Annotated in this window: 19 protein-coding genes; 9 read left to right on the top strand and 10 right to left on the bottom strand. The window is 72.2% G+C overall.

The window, feature by feature from the left end:
* The first annotated feature begins 123 nt into the window (after nucleotides 1-123).
* Complete coding sequence (locus tag RB608_RS21615; protein ID WP_308090128.1) at nucleotides 124-1,641, top strand: endonuclease/exonuclease/phosphatase family protein; 1,518 nt, start codon at nucleotides 124-126, stop codon at nucleotides 1,639-1,641.
* A gap of 18 nt (nucleotides 1,642-1,659) precedes the next feature.
* Here the strand turns inward: RB608_RS21615 and glmS are convergent, their stop codons facing one another.
* Nucleotides 1,660-3,525, bottom strand: a complete 1,866-nt coding sequence (glmS, locus tag RB608_RS21610; protein WP_308090127.1) for a glutamine--fructose-6-phosphate transaminase (isomerizing) — start codon at nucleotides 3,523-3,525, stop codon at nucleotides 1,660-1,662.
* Between the two features lie 14 nt (nucleotides 3,526-3,539).
* Nucleotides 3,540-3,803, bottom strand: coding sequence for a hypothetical protein (locus tag RB608_RS21605; RefSeq protein ID WP_308090126.1), 264 nt, complete (start codon nucleotides 3,801-3,803; stop codon nucleotides 3,540-3,542).
* Between the two features lie 233 nt (nucleotides 3,804-4,036).
* On the opposite strand from RB608_RS21605, the gene RB608_RS21600 reads away from it, so the two are divergent.
* The 5 genes from RB608_RS21600 to RB608_RS21580 all read left to right on the top strand — a co-directional run bounded on the left by RB608_RS21600 (nucleotide 4,037) and on the right by RB608_RS21580 (nucleotide 7,640).
* Entirely contained in the window at nucleotides 4,037-4,174 is a 138-nt protein-coding gene (locus RB608_RS21600; RefSeq protein ID WP_308090125.1) for a hypothetical protein, read from the top strand.
* Between the two features lie 183 nt (nucleotides 4,175-4,357).
* Entirely contained in the window at nucleotides 4,358-4,912 is a 555-nt protein-coding gene (locus tag RB608_RS21595) for a YceI family protein (protein ID WP_308090124.1), read from the top strand.
* Between the two features lie 63 nt (nucleotides 4,913-4,975).
* Complete coding sequence (locus tag RB608_RS21590) at nucleotides 4,976-5,881, top strand: GNAT family N-acetyltransferase (RefSeq protein WP_308090123.1); 906 nt, start codon at nucleotides 4,976-4,978, stop codon at nucleotides 5,879-5,881.
* Nucleotides 5,882-5,962: 81 nt separating this feature from the next.
* Nucleotides 5,963-6,532 (top strand): SigE family RNA polymerase sigma factor, encoded by a 570-nt coding sequence (locus RB608_RS21585; protein WP_308090122.1) that lies wholly within the window; start codon nucleotides 5,963-5,965, stop codon nucleotides 6,530-6,532.
* Nucleotides 6,525-7,640, top strand: a complete 1,116-nt coding sequence (locus tag RB608_RS21580; RefSeq protein WP_308090121.1) for a hypothetical protein — start codon at nucleotides 6,525-6,527, stop codon at nucleotides 7,638-7,640. The genes RB608_RS21585 and RB608_RS21580 overlap by 8 nt, the downstream gene beginning before the upstream one ends.
* Here the strand turns inward: RB608_RS21580 and RB608_RS21575 are convergent.
* Entirely contained in the window at nucleotides 7,622-9,223 is a 1,602-nt protein-coding gene (locus RB608_RS21575) for a PucR family transcriptional regulator ligand-binding domain-containing protein (protein ID WP_308090120.1), read from the bottom strand. The two genes, RB608_RS21580 and RB608_RS21575, sit on opposite strands and share 19 nt — an antisense overlap.
* Before the next feature lie 95 nt (nucleotides 9,224-9,318).
* Between RB608_RS21575 and RB608_RS21570 the strand changes: the two genes are divergently transcribed.
* Entirely contained in the window at nucleotides 9,319-10,812 is a 1,494-nt protein-coding gene (locus tag RB608_RS21570; RefSeq protein ID WP_308090119.1) for a CoA-acylating methylmalonate-semialdehyde dehydrogenase, read from the top strand.
* 4 nt (nucleotides 10,813-10,816) lie between these two features.
* A complete protein-coding gene (locus tag RB608_RS21565; protein ID WP_308090118.1) occupies nucleotides 10,817-12,193 on the top strand; it encodes an aspartate aminotransferase family protein in 1,377 nt (458 codons plus the stop codon).
* A gap of 198 nt (nucleotides 12,194-12,391) precedes the next feature.
* Here the strand turns inward: RB608_RS21565 and RB608_RS21560 are convergent, their stop codons facing one another.
* Both RB608_RS21560 and RB608_RS21555 read right to left on the bottom strand, forming a co-directional pair.
* Nucleotides 12,392-13,231, bottom strand: a complete 840-nt coding sequence (locus RB608_RS21560; protein ID WP_308090117.1) for a PadR family transcriptional regulator — start codon at nucleotides 13,229-13,231, stop codon at nucleotides 12,392-12,394.
* A gap of 136 nt (nucleotides 13,232-13,367) precedes the next feature.
* Nucleotides 13,368-14,315: a helix-turn-helix transcriptional regulator gene (locus tag RB608_RS21555; RefSeq protein ID WP_308090116.1), complete on the bottom strand. Its 948-nt coding sequence runs from the start codon at nucleotides 14,313-14,315 to the stop codon at nucleotides 13,368-13,370.
* Between the two features lie 432 nt (nucleotides 14,316-14,747).
* On the opposite strand from RB608_RS21555, the gene RB608_RS21550 reads away from it, so the two are divergent.
* A complete protein-coding gene (locus RB608_RS21550; protein WP_308090115.1) occupies nucleotides 14,748-15,788 on the top strand; it encodes a hypothetical protein in 1,041 nt (346 codons plus the stop codon).
* A 606-nt stretch (nucleotides 15,789-16,394) separates the two neighbouring features.
* Here the strand turns inward: RB608_RS21550 and RB608_RS21545 are convergent.
* The 5 genes from RB608_RS21545 to RB608_RS21525 form a co-directional block, all read right to left on the bottom strand.
* Nucleotides 16,395-18,332 (bottom strand): M3 family metallopeptidase, encoded by a 1,938-nt coding sequence (locus RB608_RS21545; protein ID WP_308090114.1) that lies wholly within the window; start codon nucleotides 18,330-18,332, stop codon nucleotides 16,395-16,397.
* A gap of 65 nt (nucleotides 18,333-18,397) precedes the next feature.
* Nucleotides 18,398-19,432 carry a CARDB domain-containing protein gene (locus RB608_RS21540; RefSeq protein ID WP_308090113.1) on the bottom strand — a complete coding sequence of 345 codons (1,035 nt, stop codon included), beginning with the start codon at nucleotides 19,430-19,432 and terminating at the stop codon, nucleotides 18,398-18,400.
* A gap of 156 nt (nucleotides 19,433-19,588) precedes the next feature.
* On the bottom strand, nucleotides 19,589-20,746 hold the full coding sequence (locus RB608_RS21535; protein WP_308090112.1) for a hypothetical protein: 1,158 nt from the start codon (nucleotides 20,744-20,746) through the stop codon (nucleotides 19,589-19,591).
* A 47-nt stretch (nucleotides 20,747-20,793) separates the two neighbouring features.
* Nucleotides 20,794-22,008, bottom strand: coding sequence for a sigma-70 family RNA polymerase sigma factor (locus RB608_RS21530; RefSeq protein WP_308090111.1), 1,215 nt, complete (start codon nucleotides 22,006-22,008; stop codon nucleotides 20,794-20,796).
* Nucleotides 22,005-22,370: a YciI family protein gene (locus tag RB608_RS21525; protein ID WP_308090110.1), complete on the bottom strand. Its 366-nt coding sequence runs from the start codon at nucleotides 22,368-22,370 to the stop codon at nucleotides 22,005-22,007. The genes RB608_RS21530 and RB608_RS21525 overlap by 4 nt, the downstream gene beginning before the upstream one ends.
* Nucleotides 22,371-22,504: the final 134 nt, after the last annotated feature.

Below are 22,504 nucleotides of genomic sequence, written 5' to 3'. Positions count from 1 at the left end.
CACCCGGCTGTCGAGGAGGGTTCAACCGGGCACTGTCTGGTAAGGACACCATGTAATGCCGGAATGGCTGCATCCGCTTTCACCTTCGGCACACGGTCATGCTCCGCGACGAGAAAGAACTTCATGAGGCCCGACACCACCCACCGCCGCATGCGGCAGCTGCTGCTCGCGGCGATCGCCGTCCTCCTGTGCACCTCCGGCCTCGTCGTCGGCGTCGCCGAACCGGCCAGCGCCGCACCGAAGCCGGCCAAGGTGAAGGGCGTCAAGCTCAAGAAGCCCCGGATCGACGGCTCGACCGCGTCGTTCAAGGTGAAGTGGAAGCGCGCGTCCCGCGCGACGTCGTACAAGGTGAAGTGGAAGACGCCAGGAGGCAAGGCCCGCAAGGCGCGCACCAGCAAGACCGCCCACGTCATCGACGGCCTGGCCCAGGGCGCGGACTACTGCGTGAAGGTGCGTGCCTACAACGGGAAGCGCAAGGGCAAGTGGTCGAAGTCCCGATGCCGTACGTCGCCGCGGCTCGCCCCGGTCCAGCCGGTGTGGGTCGACCGTCAGCAGCCCCAGGGCGGCACCGTCGCGCTGACCTTCCGGTGGAACGAGGTGCCGGGCGCGACGTCGTACGAGCTCGCCTACGTGCCGGGCGAGAAGGACATCCAGAAGCACAAGAAGAAGAAGGTCGTCACCGTGCCCGCGACGGGCACCGGCACGGCGGGCGCGCTCATCGGCGGCTTCGCCCCCAGCCAGACCTACTGCTTCCAGGTCCGGCCGAGCGGCCCGCGGGGCACCGGCGCATGGGGCGTGGCCGGCTGCAAGTACACCGAGCCGGCCAGCCGGTTCACGGGCGGCGGGATCCAGGTCAACATGATGACCTGGAACATGTGCAGCAGCTCCAGTGTCCCGGCCTGCATGAACCGTCCGTGGGACGACCGCAAGGTCGCGGCCAAGGAGCTGATCGAGCGGGTGCAGCCCGACGCGGTCGCGCTGCAGGAGTCGAGTCCCGCGGTCGACGAGCTGGACACGGCGGCGGGCTATGAACGCGCCTGCCAGGTGGGCGTCGGACTGCCCGATCAGCCCAACGCCCGCAACCAGTCGCTGATCGTCAAGTCGGCGAAGTTCGACATCGTCCCCGACACCGCTCGAGGGGTGCGCTTCTCGGGCTACAGCCACGGCGGCTGCTGGGTCCGGGTGACCGACACCGTCACGACCCGTCCACTGATCCTCGCCAGCATCCACCTGTCCAACCCGGCGGCGCCCGCCTCGGACCAGGACCGCCTGGCCCAGATGGCCGCGTTCTGGGGAGCGCTGAACGCCGACCCGAACGCCGCGGGTCTGCCGGTCGTGCTGGCCGGCGACTACAACTCGGACCGCAACCGGGCGCTCGACGGCCCCCTCACGTTCCTCAACTCGATCGGCTACGACGACGCCTTCGACGCGGCCGAGAGCTACAACTCCCTGCCGTACCTCAACTCCTGGAACAACTGGACGACTCCGCCGCCGGTCTCCCTGCGCTGGGGCGGGCACGTCGACCGGGTCTTCGTCCCGCCGAACGCGCGGGTCACCAGCTGGCAGATGGAGCAGCCCTTCGCGGGTGGTCTCCAGCTCTCGGACCACGCGCCCGTCCGGGTGACGGTCGAGATCCCCTGACCGGACGCGGCCGGGCCCTCACTCCACGGTGACCGACTTCGCCAGGTTGCGGGGCTTGTCGATGTCGTGACCCAGCTCCAGCGCGGCGTGGTAGGCCAGCAGCTGCAAGGGGATGGTGAGCAGGATCGGGTCGAGCTCGCGCTCGTTGCGGGGTACGTCGATCCGGCCGGCCACCGCGCCACCCGGGCGGTCGAGGTCGCCGAGGTCGACCCCGGCGTGGGTGACGACCACGAGCGGGCCGCCGCGGGCGGCGATCTCGTGGAGGGCGGCGACGTTGCGCTCGACCAGCTCGTCGTCGGGGACGATCGCGACGGTCGGGACGTCCGGGGAGACCAGGGCCAGCGGGCCGTGCTTGAGCTCGCTGGTCTGGTACGCCTCCGCGTGCCGGTAGCTGATCTCCTTGAACTTCTGTGCCCCCTCGCGGGCCACCGGGAAGCCGCGGACCCGGCCGACGAAGAAGAGGTTCTCCGCCTCCGCGAGCCGCTTCGCGATGACGGCGAGCTCGGCCTCGGTCGCCAGCACCTGGTCGATCTGCTCGGGGATCCGGGTGAGGCCCGCGATCAGCCGCTTGCCGTCGGCGATGGAGAGATCGCGGACCCGGCCGAGCTGGACGGCGAGCATGCCGAAGGCGAGGAACATGTTGGTCAGCGCCTTGGTCGAGGCGACGGCGACCTCGGGGCCGGCGTGCAGGTAGATGCCGCCGTCCACCTGGCGCGCGATCGCGGAGCCGACCACGTTGACCAGGCCGATCACGCGACCGCCCTTGCGCTGGACCTCCTGGACGGCGAGCAGGGTGTCGATGGTCTCGCCCGACTGGCTCACGGCGACGTACAGCGTGTCGTGCTCGACGATCGGGTTGCGGTAGCGGAACTCGCTCGCCGGCTCCGCGTCGGCCGGGATCCGGGCCAGCTCCTCGAGGAGCGAGGCGCCCATCTGTCCGACGTAGTACGCCGATCCGCAGCCGAGGATCTTGACCCGGCGGATCCCGCGCAGCTCACGTGCGTCGAGGTTGAGTCCGCCGAGGTGCCCGGTGCCGAACCGGTCGTCGAGGCGGCCGCGGAGCACCGCCTCCGCGCGCGAGGGCTGCTCGAGCAGCTCCTTGTGCATGAAGGAGTCGTGCTCGCCGGCGTCGTACGCCGCCGGGTCGATGTCGACCTCCTGGGCGCGGCGGTCGGTGGCCATCAGCTCGGTGCGGCCGGTGGCCTCGAGCCCGCCCAGGGAGTACGTCGTGAAGCCGCCGGCGGTGATCGTCGCCATCTCGCCGTCGTCGAGGTGGGCGACCCTGGTCGTGTAGCGGACGAGGGCCGCGAGGTCGGAGGCGACGTGCATCTCGCGGTCGCCGACGCCGATGATCAGCGGGCTGCCGTTGCGGGCGACGACGAGCCGGTCGGGGAAGTCCGCATGGGCCACGGCGATGCCGTAGGTGCCCTCGACCCGGCCGAGCGCCTCGGCGATCCGCTGCTCGAGGGTCTTCGCCCGCGACCGGGCGATCAGATGGGCGAGCACCTCGGTGTCGGTGTCGGAGGCCAGGACGACCCCGTCGTCGGCGAGCTCGGCGCGCAACGCGGCCGCGTTGTCGATGATGCCGTTGTGGACGACCGCGACCCGGGCCGCCTGGTCCGTGTGGGGGTGGGCGTTCGCGTCGTTGGCCGGACCATGGGTGGCCCAGCGGGTGTGCCCGATGCCGATCTTGCCGCCGAACCGCTTGGGCAGGCCGTCGGCGAGGTCACGGACCCGGCCGGCTCGCTTGGCCACCTTGAGCCCGCTGCCGCCGAGGACCGCGACCCCGGCCGAGTCGTAGCCGCGGTGCTCGAGGCGGGCCAGCCCCTCCAACAGCAGGGGCGCTGCCTGCTGGGTGCCGATGTAGCCGACGATCCCGCACATGTCCTGGTCCTCTCTCAGCCGTAGATGACTCGCCGGAGCTGACGCTCCGACAGCTCCGGCGCCGCGACCACGGTGGTCCGCAGCTCCTCGCGGAGCCGGGCGAAGATCTCGTCGTTCCTCGCGCCGTGCGTCTTGAGCTCCGCGTGCCGACGCCGGACCCAGGCCTCCACCGTCTCGTCATGGAAGGCGAGGACGTCCTGGACCAGCCGGATCGCCTCTGCGGTGCCCAGACCGGTGCTGTCCTGGACGTGCTGGAGGAGTCGCTGATCGACGTGCACCCGGTGAGCGTGCACCCCCAGAGCCGATTGTTCAAATTCCTGCCCGGAATCGGGCAGATCGACCCGATTGGCCTCGATCTCTGCCGGCTCGCGAGCAGGTGGAGCAACAATGCGCGGGGGACCGGACGCCTGCCTGCCGAAGTGGAGCGCAGGTGGCACGGATCGCCCTCTTTCAGCCACGCGAGTGGGGGATGTGCTACCTTGGTGAACACAAGGTGAACAGGAGGTGACCCATGACCAACACGCACATGACCGACACGCATCTGGAGATGCGCTGGCTGCCGGTGACCGGCGCCGACGGGCGCACGCGCATGGAGGCCGTCTGGGTCGAGGTCGGCCAGCCCGCCGCCACGCACTCGCACGCTGCCTGACGCACGCGACTCTCTTCGACAAGCCGCCCCGACCGGGGCGGCTTGTCGCATTTGCGGGTACCGACCCGCGAGGGCGCCCGGCAGGGTGACCCGGGTCACACACTTGCCCGGGAATGGTTGACGTGTCACCATTGGTTCCGGTCTTTGAAGATTCAACAAACCCCACGATCCAGGAGCCCCACCATGAGCGAGTCCTCAGCCCTCACCGACATCACCGGCGACTACACCCTCGACACCGCCCACAGCCGCCTCGGCTTCGTCGCCCGGCACGCGGTGGTCACCAAGGTCCGCGGCCAGTTCACCGACTGGAACGCGACGGCGCACATCGACACCGCCAACCCCGCCGCCTCGTCGGTCACCCTCACCATCAACCCGGCCAGCGTCAGCACCGGCGCCCCCGACCGCGACGGTCACCTGACCTCCGCCGACTTCTTCGACGTCGCGACCTTCCCCGAGTGGAAGTTCGTCTCCACCGACGTCTCCCGCGACGGCGACGACTGGAACATCACCGGCGACCTGACCATCAAGGACGTCACCAAGCCGGTCACCATCGAGTTCGAGGAGAACGGCTCGGCCAAGGACCCGTTCGGCAACATCCGCGTGGGCTTCGAGGGCTCCGTCACCGTCAACCGCAAGGACTGGGGCCTGACCTGGAACGCCGCGCTCGAGACCGGCGGCGTCCTCGTCTCCGAGAAGATCAAGCTCGAGTTCGACATCTCCGCGATCAAGAACGCCTGAACCCCCTTCGGTTCCGCATAAATCGCGCGCGGACACCCGGGTGAGTCGTCCAGACTCACCCGGGTGTCCGCTCTTTCGCTGCCCTCCGGGCTGACCTCCCGCCCCCTCACCCTCGCCGACGCACCCGCGGTCTTCGCGGTGATCGCCGAGCAGGAGCAGCACGACGTCGGCACGGTCGAGGTCGAGGAGGCCGACCTCGTCGCCGACTGGGGGCGGCCGTCGTACGACCTCGGGGCGAGCTCGGTCGCGGTGCTCGACGGCGAGCGGATCGTGGCCTACGCCGAGCACCTCGGCGAGGAGCGGTACGACGCCGCGGTCGCGCCGGCGTACCGCGGGCGGGGCATCGGCTCGTGGCTGGCCCACTGGATCCGGCGGCTCGCCCGCGAGCGCGGGGTCGCGATCGTCGGCATGCCGGTGCCCGAGGACTCGGCGGGCGACCGGCTGCTGGGCGCACTCGGCTACCACGTGCGCTGGACCAGCTGGATGCTGCGGCTCCCCGAGGGTGCGCACGTGGCCGAGCGCCCGCTGCCCACCGGCTATCGGCTGCGGGAGGCGGCGCCTGCCGACCGCGAGCGGATCTGGATCGTGACCGAGGACGCGTTCTTGGAGTGGTCGGTCCGCGAGCGCACCACCCTCGACGACTTCGCCGCGCAGGTGTGGGGACGTCCCGGCGCCGAGCCGTGGCACCTGCACGTCGTGACCGGACCCGACGGCGACGTCGTGGCCGCGGCCCACGCGTGGAACGCCGGCACCGACACCTACGTCTCCAAGCTGGCCGTGGCCCGCGAGCACCGCCGCCGCGGCGTCGCCCAAGCCCTGCTCGTGGCGGCGTTCGCGGCCGGATGCGAGCACGGCGCGACCTCCTCGTCGCTGTCCACCGACTCGCGCACCGGTGCCCTCAGCCTCTACGAGAACGTCGGCATGCGCGTGACGGCCACCTGGGTGCACCGCGCGATCGCGCTCACCTGACCACTTCGGATCCCACCCAACCGAACCGGCGCCTCGCGCGTCCCTCTCAGTGCAAGCACCGCACCACGAGAGGATGGCCGTATGGCGCCGCGCGCATCTCGGAGCCCGACGGACGAGCAGTTCGCCGAGCTGGTCCACGCCGCCTGGCCGAGTCTCTACCGCACCGCCGTGCTGCTCGTCCACGACCATGCCCTCGCCGAGGACCTCGTGCAGACGGCGCTGGCGAGGACCTACAGCCGCTGGTCGGGGATCCGCGACGTCGGCGCCGCGCGCGCCTACGCACGGCGAGCGCTCGTGACGACGGCGACCAGCTGGTTCCGGCGACGCTCCTTCCGCGGTGAGCGGCCGACCGCCGAGCTGCCCGAGCCGGACACCGACCACGACCCGCGCGGCCCCACCGGAGACCGGATCGACCTGATGGCCGTGCTCGCGCAGCTGCCGCCGCGGCAGCGCGCCGTCGTGGTGCTGCGCTACTACGACGACCTCTCCGTCGAGGAGACCGCCGACCTACTCGGCGTCAGCACCGGAACCGTGAAGAGTCAGACGTCCGCCGCGCTGGGCAACCTGCGGCGCCTGCTCGGGGACGGTGTCGAGCTTCCCGAGCCCACTCCCCCGCACCCCTCGCTGACCACCGGAGGCCACCGTGGCTGAGCGCCTCGCCGATCTGCTCCACCGCACGGTGGACGACCTGCCGATCCCCCACCCCGACACACCGGCGATCGCCGCGGCGGGCCGCGCGCGCCGTACCCGGCGCCGGGTCGGGACCATCACGGCCGCGGCCGTCGTCGTCGCGGTGGCCGGGGTCGGCACCGCGGTCGTCGCCGGCCTCGACGACGGCCCGACCCGCAACTCCCACGTCGCCACCCAGGACCCGGCCGACGAGGCGTACGCCGCGCTCGGCGCATGGGCGGTCGGCGAGCACGTCGTCGTCGGCGACGGGAGCGCCGACCTCTCCCCGGCGCCCCACCACCTCGCCCAGACGTCGGTGGGCCTCGTCACCCAGCAGTTCGGCAGCACCGGCGGCAAGCCGTTCAGCCTGGTCCGGCCCGACGGCACGGTCACGCCGCTGGCGATCCCCGCCGACGCCTGGAGCGTCGCCGGCGATCCGCGGGGCGCCCGCGTGGCCTGGCTGGAGCCGCTCGTGAAGGAGGGCCGGATCCACGTGTGGGACGTGGCGAGCGACAAGGAGCTCGCCACCGTCCGGGTCGATCTGCCCGGTGAGCTTCCTGAGGGAAGCACGTCGGGCGTCCGCGAGGTCCAGCTGGACGGCGACTTCGCCTACGTCGGGACCGGCCGGCGCACGGCCCAGCGAGTCGACTGGCGGACCGGCGACGTGAAGGAGCTGCCGTTCTCACCGGTCGCCGTGCACGACGGCGTGGCGACGTCCATGAACGACGACGGCAGCTCGACCGGCTGGACCGTCGTCGATGCCGCGACCGGCGACGTCATCCGCGACCTCGGCCGACGGATCTCGACCACGACGCTCTCGCCCGACGGCGACCACGTCGTCGTCGTACGCTCCGACGGCGACGGGTCCGTGGCGACCATCGAGCCGACCGCGGGCGGTACGCCGGTGGAGCTGCCGGGCTTCACCGGCATGAGCAGCTGGAGCGTCGGGGGCCGGGTCGTCGGACAGGTCGACGGCACCAGCACGCTGCGCCGGTGCGACGTCGATGGCCGGTGCGAGGACGCCCCGATCCCGTGGATCGACGAGGAGAACCCGCTGGTGCTGCCGGCCGACTACCTGATGCTCGGCTGACCCGTCTGCCCCGTCGGCCCGGCCATGACCTCGCGGGCGAGGAGCGCGACGTGGAGGGCCAGCACGTTCTCCGGGTCGGCCAGGTCGATGTCGACGATCTGGCCGATCCGCTGGAGCCGGGCGTAGAGCGCCGGGCGTGAGATGTGGCAGAGCTCGGCGGTGCGGACCTTGTTGCCGCCGCTGCGGCAGTACGCCGCCAGGGTGTCGGCCAGCCGCTCACCGGTGCGGGCGTCATGGGCCAGGAGCGTCCCGAGCTCGCGCTCGACGTACTGCTGGAGCCGCGGGTCGGTGCGCAGCAGGTGGAGCAGTCCGCGCAGGCGCAGGTCGTAGAGCCGGACCGCCCGCGGCGGATCGACGGGCGCGGCCGAGTCGGCGACGACCAGGGCCTCGCGGACGCTGGCCCCGGCACCGGCGACGTCGTCGACCGCCGAGCCGACGCCGACCACCAGGCGGGCGCCGGCGCGGGCCAGCCGCTCGACGATCCGGTCGGCGACCGCGTCCGCCGACCCCGGTGCGTGGGCGACGAGGGCGACCACGCGCTCGTCGTCGACCGGACCGACCAGCCCACTGGTGCGGCGTACCCGCAACTCGTCCAGCAGGTCGGAGGCGACCGCACGGAGCTCTCCGGCGCCGCCGTCCGGGCCGGGCATCCGGACCACGAGCCCGGTCACGTGCCGGCCCTTCCAGCGCAGGCCGAGGGAGGTCAGCCGGGCGGCGAGGTGCGGCACGTCGACGCCGGCCGCGAGCTCGGTGAGCAGGGTGCGGTGCGCCTGCAGCTCGAGGTTCTGGGCGTCGCGGTCGATCAGCCGGCCCATCGCCAACGCCGTCGCGCCGCGCTCGAGGAGCATCCGGTGCCGGGGGATGACCGCCTCGTCGGTGCCGTCGGCGAGCAGCACGAGACGGCCGAACCGGCCGGGCGCCGGGCCCACGTCGACCGCCGCGCCCGGACCTCCCGGCCCGAGCATCCGCGCGCTGCGGGAGCGCCGTTCCCAGTCGCCGATCACGGCGTCGTGGTCACGCCCCGCGGTGTTGTAGGCGATGACATGGTGCACCAGGTTCTCGAAGACCACCGGCCGGTCGGCCATCTCGGCCACCAGGTCGACGACCTGCTGCGGCCGGGCGCGGCCGAGGGTGAGCCGGGTGAACGCGCGGTGCGCCTCCTCGGAGGCCTCGAGCTCGGCGAGGTGGGAGTTGACGACGATCTGGTGCACGGCCTGGGTGACCGCCACGAACGAGGTCTCGCGCCGGAAGGCGACCAACGGCAGGCGTTGTGCCTCGGCTGCCGCCACCAGGGCCGGCGGCAGGGCGTCGGTGTAGCGCCGGCCGAGCTCGATCGCCAGGCCGGCGATGCCGACCCCGACCAGCCCGTCGACGTACCGGCGCAGGGCGGCGGCGGACGCGGGCAGCGCGATGCCCGTCGTGAGCAGCAGCTCGTCGCCGCCGAGCAGCTCGGCGATGTCGCTCAGCTCACTGACGTGGACCCACCGGACCCGACGGTCGAGGCGATCGCGGCCCGCGACGACGACGGGGTCGCCGCGGCGGAGCTCGGGCAGGAGGAGAACGTCGGCGAGGGTAGGCAGCACGCGCTCGGCCTCCTTGTCAGAGTGTCAACCGCTTCGGTTGATCTGAGACAGTCTGCCACTGGTGGCCGGACGGCGCCCGACCTACGGTCACCACCATGACCGCGACCTACATCCCCCACTGGCTCGACGGCGCTCGGCTCACCGTCGACGGCGCCCGGACCGGCGACGTGTTCAACCCCGCGACCGGTGAGGTCACCGGCGCCGTCCAGCTCGCCGACGCTGCGCTCGTCGACCGCGCGGTGTCCTCGGCCACCGGCGCGGCCCGCGACTGGAGGAACAGCTCGCTCGCCCGGCGTACCCAGGTCCTCTTCGCGTTCCGCGAGCTGGTCCGCTCCCACGCCGACGAGCTGGCCGCGGCCATCACCGCCGAGCACGGCAAGGTCCTCGACGACGCGGCCGGCGAGGTCGCCCGCGGCCTCGACAACATCGACTACGCCGTCGGCATCGCCGAGCACCTGCGCGGCTCCTTCTCCGCCGAGGTCGGCACCGGCGTCGACGTGCGCTCGATCCGCGAGCCGCTCGGCGTCGTCGCCGGCGTCACGCCGTTCAACTTCCCCGTGATGGTGCCACTGTGGATGTGCGCCAACGCGATCGCGACCGGCAACGCGTTCATCCTCAAGCCCAGCGACCGCGACCCGTCCGCGGCGCTGCTGCTCGCCGAGCTGTGGCAGCAGGCCGGCCTGCCCGACGGCGTGTTCACGGTGCTGCAGGGTGACGCCGGCACCGTGCAGGAGCTGCTCGCCCACCGTGGCGTCGCGGCGGTCAGCTTCGTCGGCTCGACCCCCGTCGCCCAGGCCGTCTACGAGGCGGGCACCCGTGCCGGCAAGCGGGTCCAGGCCCTCGGTGGCGCCAAGAACCACATGATCGTGCTGCCCGACGCCGACCTCGGCATGGCCGCCGACGCGGCGATCTCGGCCGCCTACGGCTCCGCCGGCGAGCGCTGTATGGCCGTCTCCGTGCTGGTCGCGGTCGGCGACGTCGCCGACCAGCTGGTCAAGGAGATCGAGAACCGCGCCCTCGACATCACTGTCGGCGACGGCACCCTTCCCCATACAGGTATGGGGCCGTTGATCACGCGGGCCCACCGCGACCGGGTCGCCGGCTATATCACCGCCGGCGCGGAGGCGGGCGCCACAGTGGTGCTCGACGGGCGCCGTACCGAGGTCCCGGAGTCGGGCTTCTTCCTCGGCCCCTCGCTCCTCGACCACGTCACCGAGGAGATGTCGGTCTACCGCGACGAGATCTTCGGCCCGGTGCTCTCGGTCGTGCGGGTCGACACCTTCGACGAGGCGATCGACCTGGTCAACCGCAACGAGTTCGCCAACGGCGTCGCGCTGTTCAGCCGCGACGGCGGCGCGGCACGCAGGTTCGAGCGGGAGATCGAGGTCGGCATGGTCGGCGTCAACGTGCCGATCCCCGTGCCCGTCGCGCACTACTCCTTCGGCGGCTGGAAGTCGTCGCTGTTCGGCTCGCACCACATGTACGGCGCCGAGGGCATCGAGTTCTTCACCCGGGCCAAGGTGATCACCTCGCGCTGGCCCGATCCGGCGACGTCGACCATCGACCTCGGCTTCCCGCGGAACCGGTGACGCCATGACGACCACCGACCAGGGGATCACCACCGACGCCGCCATGGGCACCGTCGACACCGTCGTCGCCGACGACCGCGCGCACGTCTTCCACTCGTGGTCGGCGCAGGACCGGATCAGCCCGCTGCCGATCGCCGGCGGCGAGGGGTCGCGGTTCTGGGACTACGACGGGAGGACGTACCTCGACTTCTCCTCGCAGCTGGTCAACCTCAACCTGGGCTACCAGCACCCCGCACTCGTGGCGGCGATCCAGGAGCAGGCCGCCCGCCTGTGCATGGTGCAGCCCGCCTTCGCCAACGACGTCCGCGGCGAGGCGGCCCGGCTGATCGCCGAGCGCGCACCCGGCTCGTTGGACCATGTGTTCTTCACCAACGGCGGTGCCGAGGCCAACGAGAACGCGATCCGGATGGCGCGGCTGCACACCGGCAGGCACAAGGTGCTGTCGACGTACCGCAGCTATCACGGCGCCACCGCGGGCGCGATCGCGCTGACCGGCGACCCGCGGCGCTGGCCGTCGGAGCCGTCGATCCCCGGCTCCGTGCACTTCTGGGGCCCCTATCCCTACCGCTCGGCCTTCCACGCGACGTCCGAGGAGGACGAGGGTGTGCGCGCGCTGCAGCACCTGGCCGACACGATCATGGTCGAGGGAGCCGCGACCATCGCGGCGATCATCCTCGAGACCGTGGTCGGCACGAACGGCATCCTCATTCCCCCGCCGGGCTACCTCGCCGGCGTACGCGCGCTGTGCGATGAGCACGGCATCGTGCTGATCGCCGACGAGGTGATGGCGGGCTTCGGGCGGTGCGGCGAGTGGTTCGCGATCGACCACTGGGGCGTGACACCGGACCTGATCACCTTCGCGAAGGGCGTGAACTCCGGCTACGTGCCGCTCGGCGGCGTGGTGATCTCGGAGTCGATCTTCGACACCTTCCGCGAGCGCGCGTACCCCGGCGGCCTCACCTACTCCGGTCACCCGCTGGCCTGCGCGGCTGCGGTCGCGTCGATCCGGGTGATGTCGGACGGCGTACTCGACCACGTGCGCGCGATGGGTGCCGACGTGATCGGCCCCGGTCTCGCCGCGCTGGCGGAGAAGCACCCGTCGGTCGGCGACGTACGCGGGCTGGGGATGTTCTGGGCCGTCGAGCTGGTCCGCGACCGCGCCACCCGCGAGCCACTCGTGCCGTTCAACGCCGCCGGACCCGACGCCGAGCCGATGGGCCGCTTCACGGCCGCCTGCAAGGAGCGCGGCCTGTGGCCGTTCGTCCACTTCAACCGCACCCACGTGACCCCGCCGTGCACCACCACGCAGGAGGAGCTGCTCGAGGGGCTCGCGATCCTCGACGAAGCACTCGACGTAGCCGACGACTACTACACGGGCTGATCCACCTCGCGCGACCCGGCGCAGACTGAACCCGAGAATGCGCCGACCCGGCGCAGACTGAACAGGAGAACGCATCGACCCGGCGCAGAGTGAACTCCAGTCGAGCTACTTTGCGCCGGGTCGGCGGGATCTGCGACTTCATCTGCGCCGGGTCGGCGGGATCTGCGACTTCATCTGCGCCGGGTCGGCGGATCCGGATCAGCCGTCGGCCGGGTCTTCCGGGTCGGTCGGGTCTTGCGGGTCTTCCGGGTCGGCCGGGTCGGCCGGGTCGTCGGGGTCGGTCTCCCGGCTCGGGCCGTCGGCGAGGATGCCGTACAGGCTGCGGCGGGCGTCGACGAGCACACCGACCGCGGCCTGGCGCTGGGCGTCGGAGCCGCCGGTGACGATCTGCCACACCGCGCTCATGACCTGGCCGATCTCGGCCTTGAGGTCGGCGTGACCCTGGTCGACCGCGCCGCCCTGGGCCCGCTCCCGGCTCCGGTCGAAGGGCACCCAGACGGCGGCGAGCTCGTCGGCGTGCTCCTCGCACCAGGTCGCGCCCTTGGCGGTGAGTCGCATGGCCCGGCGTCCGCGGGCCTCGTCGATCTCGACGAGCTCCTCGTCCTGGAGCTGCTGGACGGTCGGGTAGACCGAGCCGGGGCTCGGCTTCCAGACGCCGCCGCTGCGGTCGGTGATCGCCTGGATCACCTGGTAGCCGTTCGGCGACTCCTCGCGCTGGTTGGCGTCGCGGAGCACGCCGAGGATGGCGGAGCGGACGTCGCCGCGGCGGACCCGCGGGCCTCGGCCGGGCTCGGGGCGTCCCATGCCGAAGAGGCCGGCGAGCCACGGCGGCGGCAGCCCCGGCCCGCCGGGGCCGAAGCCCGGACCACCGTGGCGTCCCCGGCCGCGGCCGGGCTCACCCCACTGGTCCCAGCCGGCCCAGCCGCCCCAGGGACCGGGGCCCCCGCCGCGCTGGCGGCGCTGGAATCCGCGGGGCTCGGAGCGACCCCAGGGGTCGCGGTCGTCGTACTGACCAAGGTTCTCGTGATGGCGTCCCATGTCGGGACCTCCTTCGATGTCGGGGGCCTCGTGGGCCCCGGGTCGGAGTTGAAGATATCGCGCAAACAGTTCGTGTCCGTATCGCGATATATCGCAATGGTACGCAATCGACGAGGCGTACGCAAGCAGGAACGGCTCACGCCCGGTCGGGACGGGTCCGCGCGTGCCGGCGCCGGGCCCTCGGCCCGAGCTCGTGATCGCTCGGGCGCCGCGGCCGCGACGGGGGACCGGCGGGCCCGTCAGGGCCAGAGGAGGCACTCGACGCCACCACCCACCGTGCGACCCGCTCGATGCGCAGCGCCATCATCGCGGAGGGCACCACGGCACCGGTGAGGTACGTCGAGAGCCGCGACGGCGAGGTCCCGACCAGTGCGGCGAACTCCCGCTGTGAGAGGCCGGTGCTGTCGACACTGGAGCGGATCTGGTCGGCGACGGTACGCCGCTCGTCCTCGCGGGTGACGCGTTGCACCAGCCCGACGAAGGCTTCCAGGCCCGCGGTCTCACCGATCCGGCCGCCGGCTCGGACCAGCTCCAGGTGCTCCTCGACCCGTCCGGTCCAGGGCGCGGCCGCGGATGCCGCGGCCCATGCCCGCCAGGCGCCCAGGTCCTGGCTGTCGATCACCGCGCCCAGGTCCGCCGCCGAGCGGATGACCGGCGGCTCCTCGGCTCGCGCCCCCACCAACAGCAGGCGCAGCGCCGCCTCGGCGCAGGTCTGCTCCAGCTCGGGACTGCCGCTGATGACGGAGGTCCCCGCACGGGCCCGCGATCCCCAGGCGAGGCGTCCCAGTCGCCCGACCAGGCGGACGGTCAACGACCGGTCCGGGTCGTCGATCCGGGCCAGGACCCGCTCCTGGATGCGGGCGACGGTCGGCGCCCCCTCCGTGCCGATCAGCGCCTCGAGGTGACGGACATCGTCGGCCGAGACGAAGTGGGCGAGCGCCAGGCTGTTGGCGAGCACCGCGCGGTGCAGCAGCGCCGCGCGGCCCTCCAGGGCCACCCACGGCGGCTGTCCCCGGTCCCAGAGCGCACGGACATCGGGACTCGAGGCGATGTCGGCCTCGAACGACGAGATGATCCCCCACACCCGTCCGGTCCTCTTTCACAAGTGGCGGCTGCTCCCTTTCCCGAGAGCGCCCACCCGAAGACCCGCCAGGTCGTCCACAGGAGACGGCACCGACCCTAGCCAGCCAAGGCGACCGCTGACTCCGCAATTGCGCACCTCACCGAGTCTTTACCCGCGGCGCAAGGTGGCCTTCGCCACGGCTGCCGCTCAGGCGTATCGCATCCGAGAATCGGACGGCCGGAGCGCTCGCCGGGCCATGTTGAGATGGCTTCGCGTTCTTCTCGGCGGCGCATCCGGATCATCGGCCGGAGAACCCCGGATCCCAGAGAAATCTGCGGGCGGTTTCTCCGGCTCAACGCCGAGACCTCATCGGCGTTACGCCCTTGAAGGAGAATCGTGACGTTCCCTGCGCGCCCTGCACGCATACCCCGGACCCGTCTGCTCGGTGTCGTCGTGACGGCGATCGCACTGCTGACGGCCGCGCTGGCGGGACCGGCGCTCGCCGCCGACCCGTCGGACCGCGACGCCCCGACCACGGCGACGACGGGGGCCGGCGAGCCGACGACGTCGGCTGAGGACGACGCCAAGAAGGTCGTCGTGTGCAAGTACGTCGCCCGGCCGGGCGGCGTACTCGACCACATCGTCATCGTCAGCGTGAACACCCTGAAGGGCTGGGACGGCTCCACCTTCCCGTGGAACTTCCCCGACGCGCACGACTCCGTCGCCGTCCGCCTCGCCGAGAAGGGCGAGAAGGCCGCGAACGTCCCGCTCTCCGCCTGTCCGACCGACGAGGGCGAGGGCGAGAACCCGGTCGTCGAGATCGTCCCGCCCACCATCCCCGTCGTCGACCCCTGCGGCACCGGCAACGCCACCTACGGCACCGTCCCCACCGGGAACTACACCACCACCCGCAACAACGACGGCTCCCTCACCCTCACCGCCACCACCGGCCACACCTTCCCCGGCAACCGGCCCACCCACGGCTACCCCACCCCGGTCGAGACCAACACCACCCCCTGCGACGACGACACCCCGCCCGAGAACCCGGTCGTCGAGATCGTCCCGCCCACCATCCCGGTCATCGACCCCTGCGGCACCGGCAACGCCACCTACGGCACCGTTCCCACCGGGAACTACACCACCACCCGCAACAACGACGGCTCCCTCACCCTCACCGCCACCACCGGCCACACCTTCCCCGGCGACCGGCCCACCCACGGCTACCCCACCCCGGTCGAGACCAACACCACCCCCTGCGGCGACGTCGGGGGCGAGGTCGGCGGCGAGACCGAGAAGCCCGGCGAGGTCGGCGGCGTCGCCGTCGTCGCGTACGCCGAGCCGAAGGGTGAGGTCCACGCCGCGGCGTCCACGCGGACCGAGGACGGACTGCCGAACACGGGCGGCCCCTCCGTCGCGCTCGGCCTGCTGGGCCTCGGTCTCACCGCCGCCGGCGCCGCCCTGCTCGGATCGCACCGCCGGAGCCGATCCGCCTGACCCCGGGACCGGGGTGCGCCCCGACCGCTTCCGGGGGTACCCCGACACCACCACCGCGGCCTCGATCTCGGGCCCCGCCGCCCAGCGAAACGGACACCCGAAACATGGGCACCCATCCCGAGGCACTCACCACGCTCGCAGCGGCGTCGACCGTCGTGACCGCGGCCGGCGTACTCCTGGCGGCACGTCCCTGGCAGGCGCGCCACGGCGCCGGCACGTCCGCCCCGACGATCCCGACCCGGATGCGGTGCGCCCAGGCCGGGCTCGTCGCGGTCTTCGGGGCGCTCGGCGCCGCCGGACCGGCCCTCACGCTGGCGCTCACCCGCGGCCGGCCGACCACGCCGACCACCGCGTCGGTGTTCGTCGTGTTCGCGCTGGGTCTGGGTATGGCGGGCGGCGTATGGGCGTGGGCGCACCGCCTCGACGCCGGACGCTCCCGCCGTGTGCCGTCGCCCGCCGCGCGTGCCCGGCCCGCTGTCTCCCGGGCGCGGCTCGATCCGCTGGCCCTCGCCCTCGCCGGCGCGGACCCGGACGGCCCGGATCCCGGTCGCGCCCCGGAGGCGGCCACCGGCCCGGACCGGACGCCGCTCTGGTCGATCGCCGCGGTCAGCGGGCCAGCCAGGCGGCGTACGTCTCGAAGGAGAACGGGCGACCGAGGAACCCGGCGACCAGATCTGCGGCGTTGCCTGCGCCGCCGGGGACCAGCACGCGGTCGCGGTAGCGGCGTGCCACCTCGGGTGCGAACAGGTCGGACTCGTCGAAGGCGCTGAACATGTCCTTCGCGATCACCAGCGACCACATGTAGGTGTAGTAGCCCGAGCTGTAGCCACCGAGATGGCCGAAGCTGGCGAACATGTGGGTGCCGGGGAGATAGGGCAGCGCGGCGTAGCGGTCCTGGAGCTCGATCATCCGCGACGTGAGGTCGGGGATCTCGGCGGCGGCCCGATCGGCGTGGAACCAGTACGACATCGCGGCGTAGAACATCTGGGTCCGGGCGTAGATGCCCTTGCCGTAGTCGTCGGCCGCCCGCATCGCGGCGACCAGGTCGGCCGGGATCGGCTCGCCGGCGGCGTCGGTGGCGAAGGTCCGCAGCACGTCGGCGTGCCAGGCCCACTCCTCGAGCATCTGGCTCGGCGCCTCGACGAAGTCCCACTCGGTGGCGACGCCGGCGAAGCGGAACCAGTCGCCGTGGCCGCCGAGCACGTGGTGCAACAGGTGACCGAACTCGTGGAACAGGGTGACCACGTGGTCGTGCTCCATCAGGCCGCGGGAGAAGTTGCAGACGAGCACCCCCTCGGGCAGCTGCTCGCCGCTGACGCCGTCGGCGAGGGTGAACTGCGCGGCGTGCTTGTACTTGCCCTCGCGCGGGTGCAGGTCGAGGTGGATCCGGCCGATCCGCTCGGCCTCACCGTCCCGGAAGACGTCATAGGCGGTGACGTCCTCGTGCCAGGCGGGTACGTCGACCTGCTCGTAGCGCAGCCCGAACAGCCGGCCGGTCACCTCCAACAGCCCGGCGCGCACCTTGCCGAAGTCGAAGTACGTGCGCACCCGCTGGGAATCGACGTCGTACTTCTCGGCGCGGACCAGCTCGGCGTAGTGGTTGTAGTCGTAGCCGGGGACCTCGGCCGCGTCGGGGAAGTCGCGGCGGTAGCGCTCGAGCAGCTGGGCGAGGTCGCGACGCATCGGCTCCTCGGCGGCCGCGACGATCCGCTCGATGAACGCCGGGATGGCGGGTCCGTCGCCGATCATCTTCACGTCGGCGTCGTACGACGGCCAGTCGGCGTACCCGACCGTGGTCGCGAGCTCGTGGCGCAGCGCGAACAGCTCGGCGAGGAGCGGCTCGGTGGTGGGCCAGCCGCGGTCGAGGAAGGCGATGGTGACGTCACGACGGACGTCCTGGTCGCGGGCGAACATCCGCACCGGCACCGAGTCGGGGTAGTCGGTGGTCACGGTGACCATGCCCTCGTCGTCGACCGGGTGGGCGGTCAGCCAGTCGTCGGGCATCCCGGCGAGCTGCCGCGGCGCGACCCGGACGGTGCGTACGTCGTCGCGGATCACCCGGCTGAACTCCTGGTCCAGCTCGGTGATCCGCTCCCGGATCTCCGCGATCCGGGTCCGGGTGGCCTCGTCCTTGTCGACGCCCGAGCGGCGGAAGTCGTCGCGCACCTTGGCGAGCATCCGGGCGGCCGCGGGGTCGGCGGCGACCGCCGCTTCGTCGATTGCGGCGAACACCTCGTACAGCGCCCGGTCCAGACCCCAGGAGGTGGCGATCCGCTGCGCCTCCTGCTCGGCCGCGTCGGCGAGGTCGCGGACCTCCGCGGCGGGGTGGACGTTGCCGAAGAGGGAGCCCGCGGCGGACGCGTTGCCGAGGTGGCCCGAGGCGCGGTCCCACTGCCGGAGGGCGTCGATCGGGTCGGTGGGCGGCGCCGCCCGCAGCGCGCCGACCAGCGCCGTCGCCCGGTCCAGCTCCGCCTCGGTGTAGGCCCGGAACCAGGCGGGCCAGTCGTCGGGCGAGGTCGGCAGAGCGAGCGGAGCGAGCGTCATGGGCCCAGCCTAGGAAACACCGACCCGAGGCGCCGTCGCGAGCGCCGTGCGTCGCCGAGATCTTCTCAGCGCGGGGTCAGGGTCAGCGTGCCCTCGACCCTGTCCCACTCGGACGAGGTGTTCTGCTCGCCGACCCAGCCGACGACGCGGTAGGTGATCCCGGTGCCCGCGGCCGAGACCTCGGCGAGCTCGATGCTGCTGACGTCGAGCACGGTGCCCTGGGTGGTGGTGGTCGAGGGGTCGCACGGGAACTGGCCCCGGCCGGTCCGCGTGGTGGTCGCGGTCCAGTCGGCTCGCAGCGACAGGCCGATCCGCAGCCCGCTCAGGTCGGTGCGCGTGAAACGACCGTTGATGTCGTCGTTGAACCGGTCGCCGGCGTACCTCAGCGTCCCGCCGCCGGTCTCCTCGCGGTCCAGTTCGACGCGGCAGCTGTCCGACTCCTCGAGAGCGACCACCGATCCGGCGCGCTCGTAGGTGCTGCCGGTGCTGGCGAAGGTCGGGTTGCGGGGGTCCCCGTCGACGGCCATCGAGATCGAGGCGGACGCCGTGTGCCGCCAGGTCTCGACCCGCCCGGTGGTCGGATCGGTCCGCTCCCCCTCATCGAGGAAGGTGAGCCGCCCGACCAGGGCCGCGTGCAGACCCGCGTCGACCTCCACCTGGCTCTTCGAGACCCGGCAGTTGTTGCGCTCCTTGGTCTCCTTCACCTTCGCGGTCGCATCCGCGCAGGCGAGCACCCAGTAGGTCCCGCTGGCTCCCACGGGGACGTGGACCTTGCCGCTGACGGTCTTCTTCTTGCGAGGCTTGATCCGCTTCACCGCCACGCTCCCGCCGACGATGTCGTCGGCGCTCCGTGCCCGGTCCCGGGAGAGGTAGAAGCGCAGGGAGCTCCGCTTGGCGCTGGCGCGGCCCTTGTTGGCCACGGTGGCACCGAGCTCGAAGGAGCTGCCGTGCTTCACCGTCGCCGGCGGCGTGCCCAGCGCGGAGACCACGAGGTCCGCCCGCCGGGGGCCCGCGCTCGCACCGGGCATCGTCCCGATCGTCACCAGTGACGCGCCGATCACCGTGGTCGCGGTCAATATCGCCGTACGTCGAGCCTGCATCGTCTCGTCCTCTTCCGCTGTTCGTGCTGGGCGGACCGACGATCCCGGAACGGATGACCCGGGCAGCAGGGGTCGTGGTCCCCCTTCCGCTGGGCCGATGAGCCCGGGCCGCGCGGCCGCGGGCCGTCCGAGGAAGGGACTGCAGGGACCGCCGACTCACCCGACCCGGCGGGCCACGAACGACTCCGATGCCCGGCAGCGGTCCGGGCCGCCGTAGGTGAACCTCGCCTTGACCTTGCTGCCCTTGGCCCGGCCGGACAAGGTGGCGGTGTAGAGCTCGCCGCGGTCCACGGCGTCGACGATGCCGGCCCGCGAGACCTTGGTCGTCGGCATGTCGTACCAGGTCATCGTGTGGGTCGGGAACTCCGGATAGCCGCCGCAGGTGGTCTGCGCGTAGATCCGGAAGCCGACCATCCGGCCGCCCTTGACCTGGAACGTGACGTTGCCGTTCTTGCTGCGGTACTTCCCCGCGCGCAGCCGTGCCGGGGCCCTGCCCGGCTTCACCTTCACCGCGGTCGCGGCCTGCGCGACACCGCTGGAGACGGCGATCGCCAGCTTGGCCGTACGCTTCCTCGTCAGCTTGACCGTCAGCTTCGCGGTGCCGGTGGAGTCGGGGTACACCTCGTACGGCACGGTGCCCGCCTTCACCTTGAGGCCCTTGCCCTTTCCCCGCACCACCACCTGGCCGGCGACGCCGGTGCCGGTGTTGCGGACCTCGACGTCGATCTTCGTCCACACGCCTGGCACCAGCTTGAGCTTCGGCTTGCCGAGCAGCTCGACCGAGGCGACCTGGAGCGCGGGCTGCGCGTACTCGGGGTTGAGGGTGCCTCCGAGCACGTCGTAGGTGGGAGGCGACGACGTCAGATCACCCGCCACCGCCGCGAACGCACAGTTGTAGTCGTCGACCAGCCACTCACTGTTGCTGTCCAAGGTGTACGTCGCTCCCGACCGCGACCAGCCGGCATCGAGCGATCCATAGATGCGCGTGGTGTACTCCGCGGTCGGATCGCAACTCCCGGTGGCGCTGAACTGACCGATGTTCAGCCGGAGATATGCCTGATCCGCGGGCCCCGGAACGGCACCCAGCGTCACCGTCGCCGTCGTCAGATCGTCGTCCTCGACGACCCGGACCCGGCCACTCACCAGCTGTCGAGCAGGGTTGCTGGTGCCCGGGGTGACGCTCCCGTGCGCCACGAGGTCGCCGGAGACCGCGATCACCTTGCCGACGGCCTGGACCGGCGGAGCGGCCACGACGGTCCCGGCGAGGGCCACACCGGCCGCGGACAGCAACGAGGCGATGACTCGGATGCGCATGCCTGTCTCCTGTCACCGGCCGCCCGCTCCCAAACCTTCAGCCTCGATCAAGCCAGCTGGCCGCGCCTTCGGGTGAGGTAGGCGCGCTCGGCCACGTTGTCGCAGACGGCCAGCGCCGCGTCGTACTGCCCGCGGGCGTCGGCGCTGCGCCCGAGCCTGCGGAGCAGCTCGGCGCGGGTCGCATGCCAGGCGTGGTAGCCGTCGAGCGGCAGCCGGTCGACGATCGCGAGCGCGACCTCGGGGCCGTCGAGCTCGGCGACCGCGACCGCGCGGTTGAGGGCGACGATCGGGGACGGGTCGAGCCGCGCGAGCTGGTCGTAGAGCGCCACGACCTGGGACCAGTCGGTCGCGGCGGCGGTGGGCGCGTCGGTGTGGACGGCGTTGACCGCGGCGAGGATCTGGTAGCGGCCGGGCCGGTTGGCGGCGAGGCACTGGCGGACCAGGGCGTGCCCCTCGGCGATGAGCGCGTGGTCCCAGCCGCCGCGGTCCTGCTCGTCGAGGGGGACCAGCTCGCCACCGCGGATGCGCACCGAGCGACGGGCCTCGGTGAGCAGCAGCATCGCCAGCAGCCCGGTCGCCTCGAGGTCCGCGGGCAGCAGCTGGTGGAGGATCCGGGCCAGCCGGATCGCCTCGCCGGTGAGCTCCTCGCGGACGGGATCGCCGTCGCCGGAGGAGAGATAGCCCTCGTTGAAGATGAGCAGGAGTACGGCGAGCACGGCGCCGACCCGAGCAGGCAGGTCGTCGGTCTCGGGCACCCGGTAGGGGATGTTCGCGCCCTTGATCTTGGCCTTGGCGCGGGTGATCCGCTGGGCCATCGTCGTCTCCTGGACGAGGAAGGCGCTGGCGATCTCGGCGACGGTGAGGCCGCCGAGCAGGCGCAGGGTGAGCGCGATCCGCGCCTCCGGCGCGAGCGACGGATGGCAGCAGGTGAAGATCAGCCGCAGCCGGTCGTCCTCGATGACGCCGGTCGGCTCGTGGGGAGTGTCGTCCTCGATCATGACGGCGGCCCGGTGCTTGCCGTCGCGGAGCTTCTCGCGCCGGAGCCGGTCGATCGCCCGGTTGCCGGCGGTGGTGGTGAGCCACGCGCCGGGGTTGGGCGGAACGCCGTCCCTCGGCCACTTCTCGAGAGCGGCGACGAGCGCCTCCCCGGCCGCGTCCTCGGCGATGTCGATGTCACCGAAGCGGCGGACCAGGGAGGCGATCAGCCGTCCGTACTCGTCGCGGAAGATCCGCTCGACGGCAGACCTGGGTTCCTCGCTCACGCCTCGGCCGGGGGCTCGGCCTGGAACGGCCGGACCTCGACCTTGCCCTGGCAGGCCTTCGAGCCGGCGGCGGCGTACTTCAGCGCGGCGTCGAGGTCGGGCACCTCGATGATCCAGAAGCCGCCCACATGCTCCTTGGTCTCCAGGTAGGGACCGTCGGTGAGCACCGGGGTGTCCCCCTGCGCGTCGACGACGGTGGCGGTCTCGGCGCCCTCCAGGCCCCCCGCGAACACCCAGACGCCGTCGGCACGGAGCTGGTCGTTGAACCGGTCGACGGCGGCGAACATCTCGGGCCACTGATCCTCGGGGACCGCGGCGTACTCCTCTTCGTTGCCGTGCACGGACAGCAGGTACTGCGTCATGGGAATCTCCTGGTATCGGTCGGTGCGAGGCGGTCCCGATGACCGCCGCTCACCCCATCCACGAACGGGGGACGCTGCCTACGACAGCCTGTCACGAACTTTTTCATCGGAGTCTCCTCGACTCGCTCGGCGGG

This window comes from Nocardioides sp. LHD-245, assembly GCF_030929495.1.
Lineage (GTDB): Bacteria > Actinomycetota > Actinomycetes > Propionibacteriales > Nocardioidaceae > Nocardioides.
Note: the sequence above shows the minus strand (reverse complement) of the source record. Positions and strands in the feature narration are given on the sequence as shown.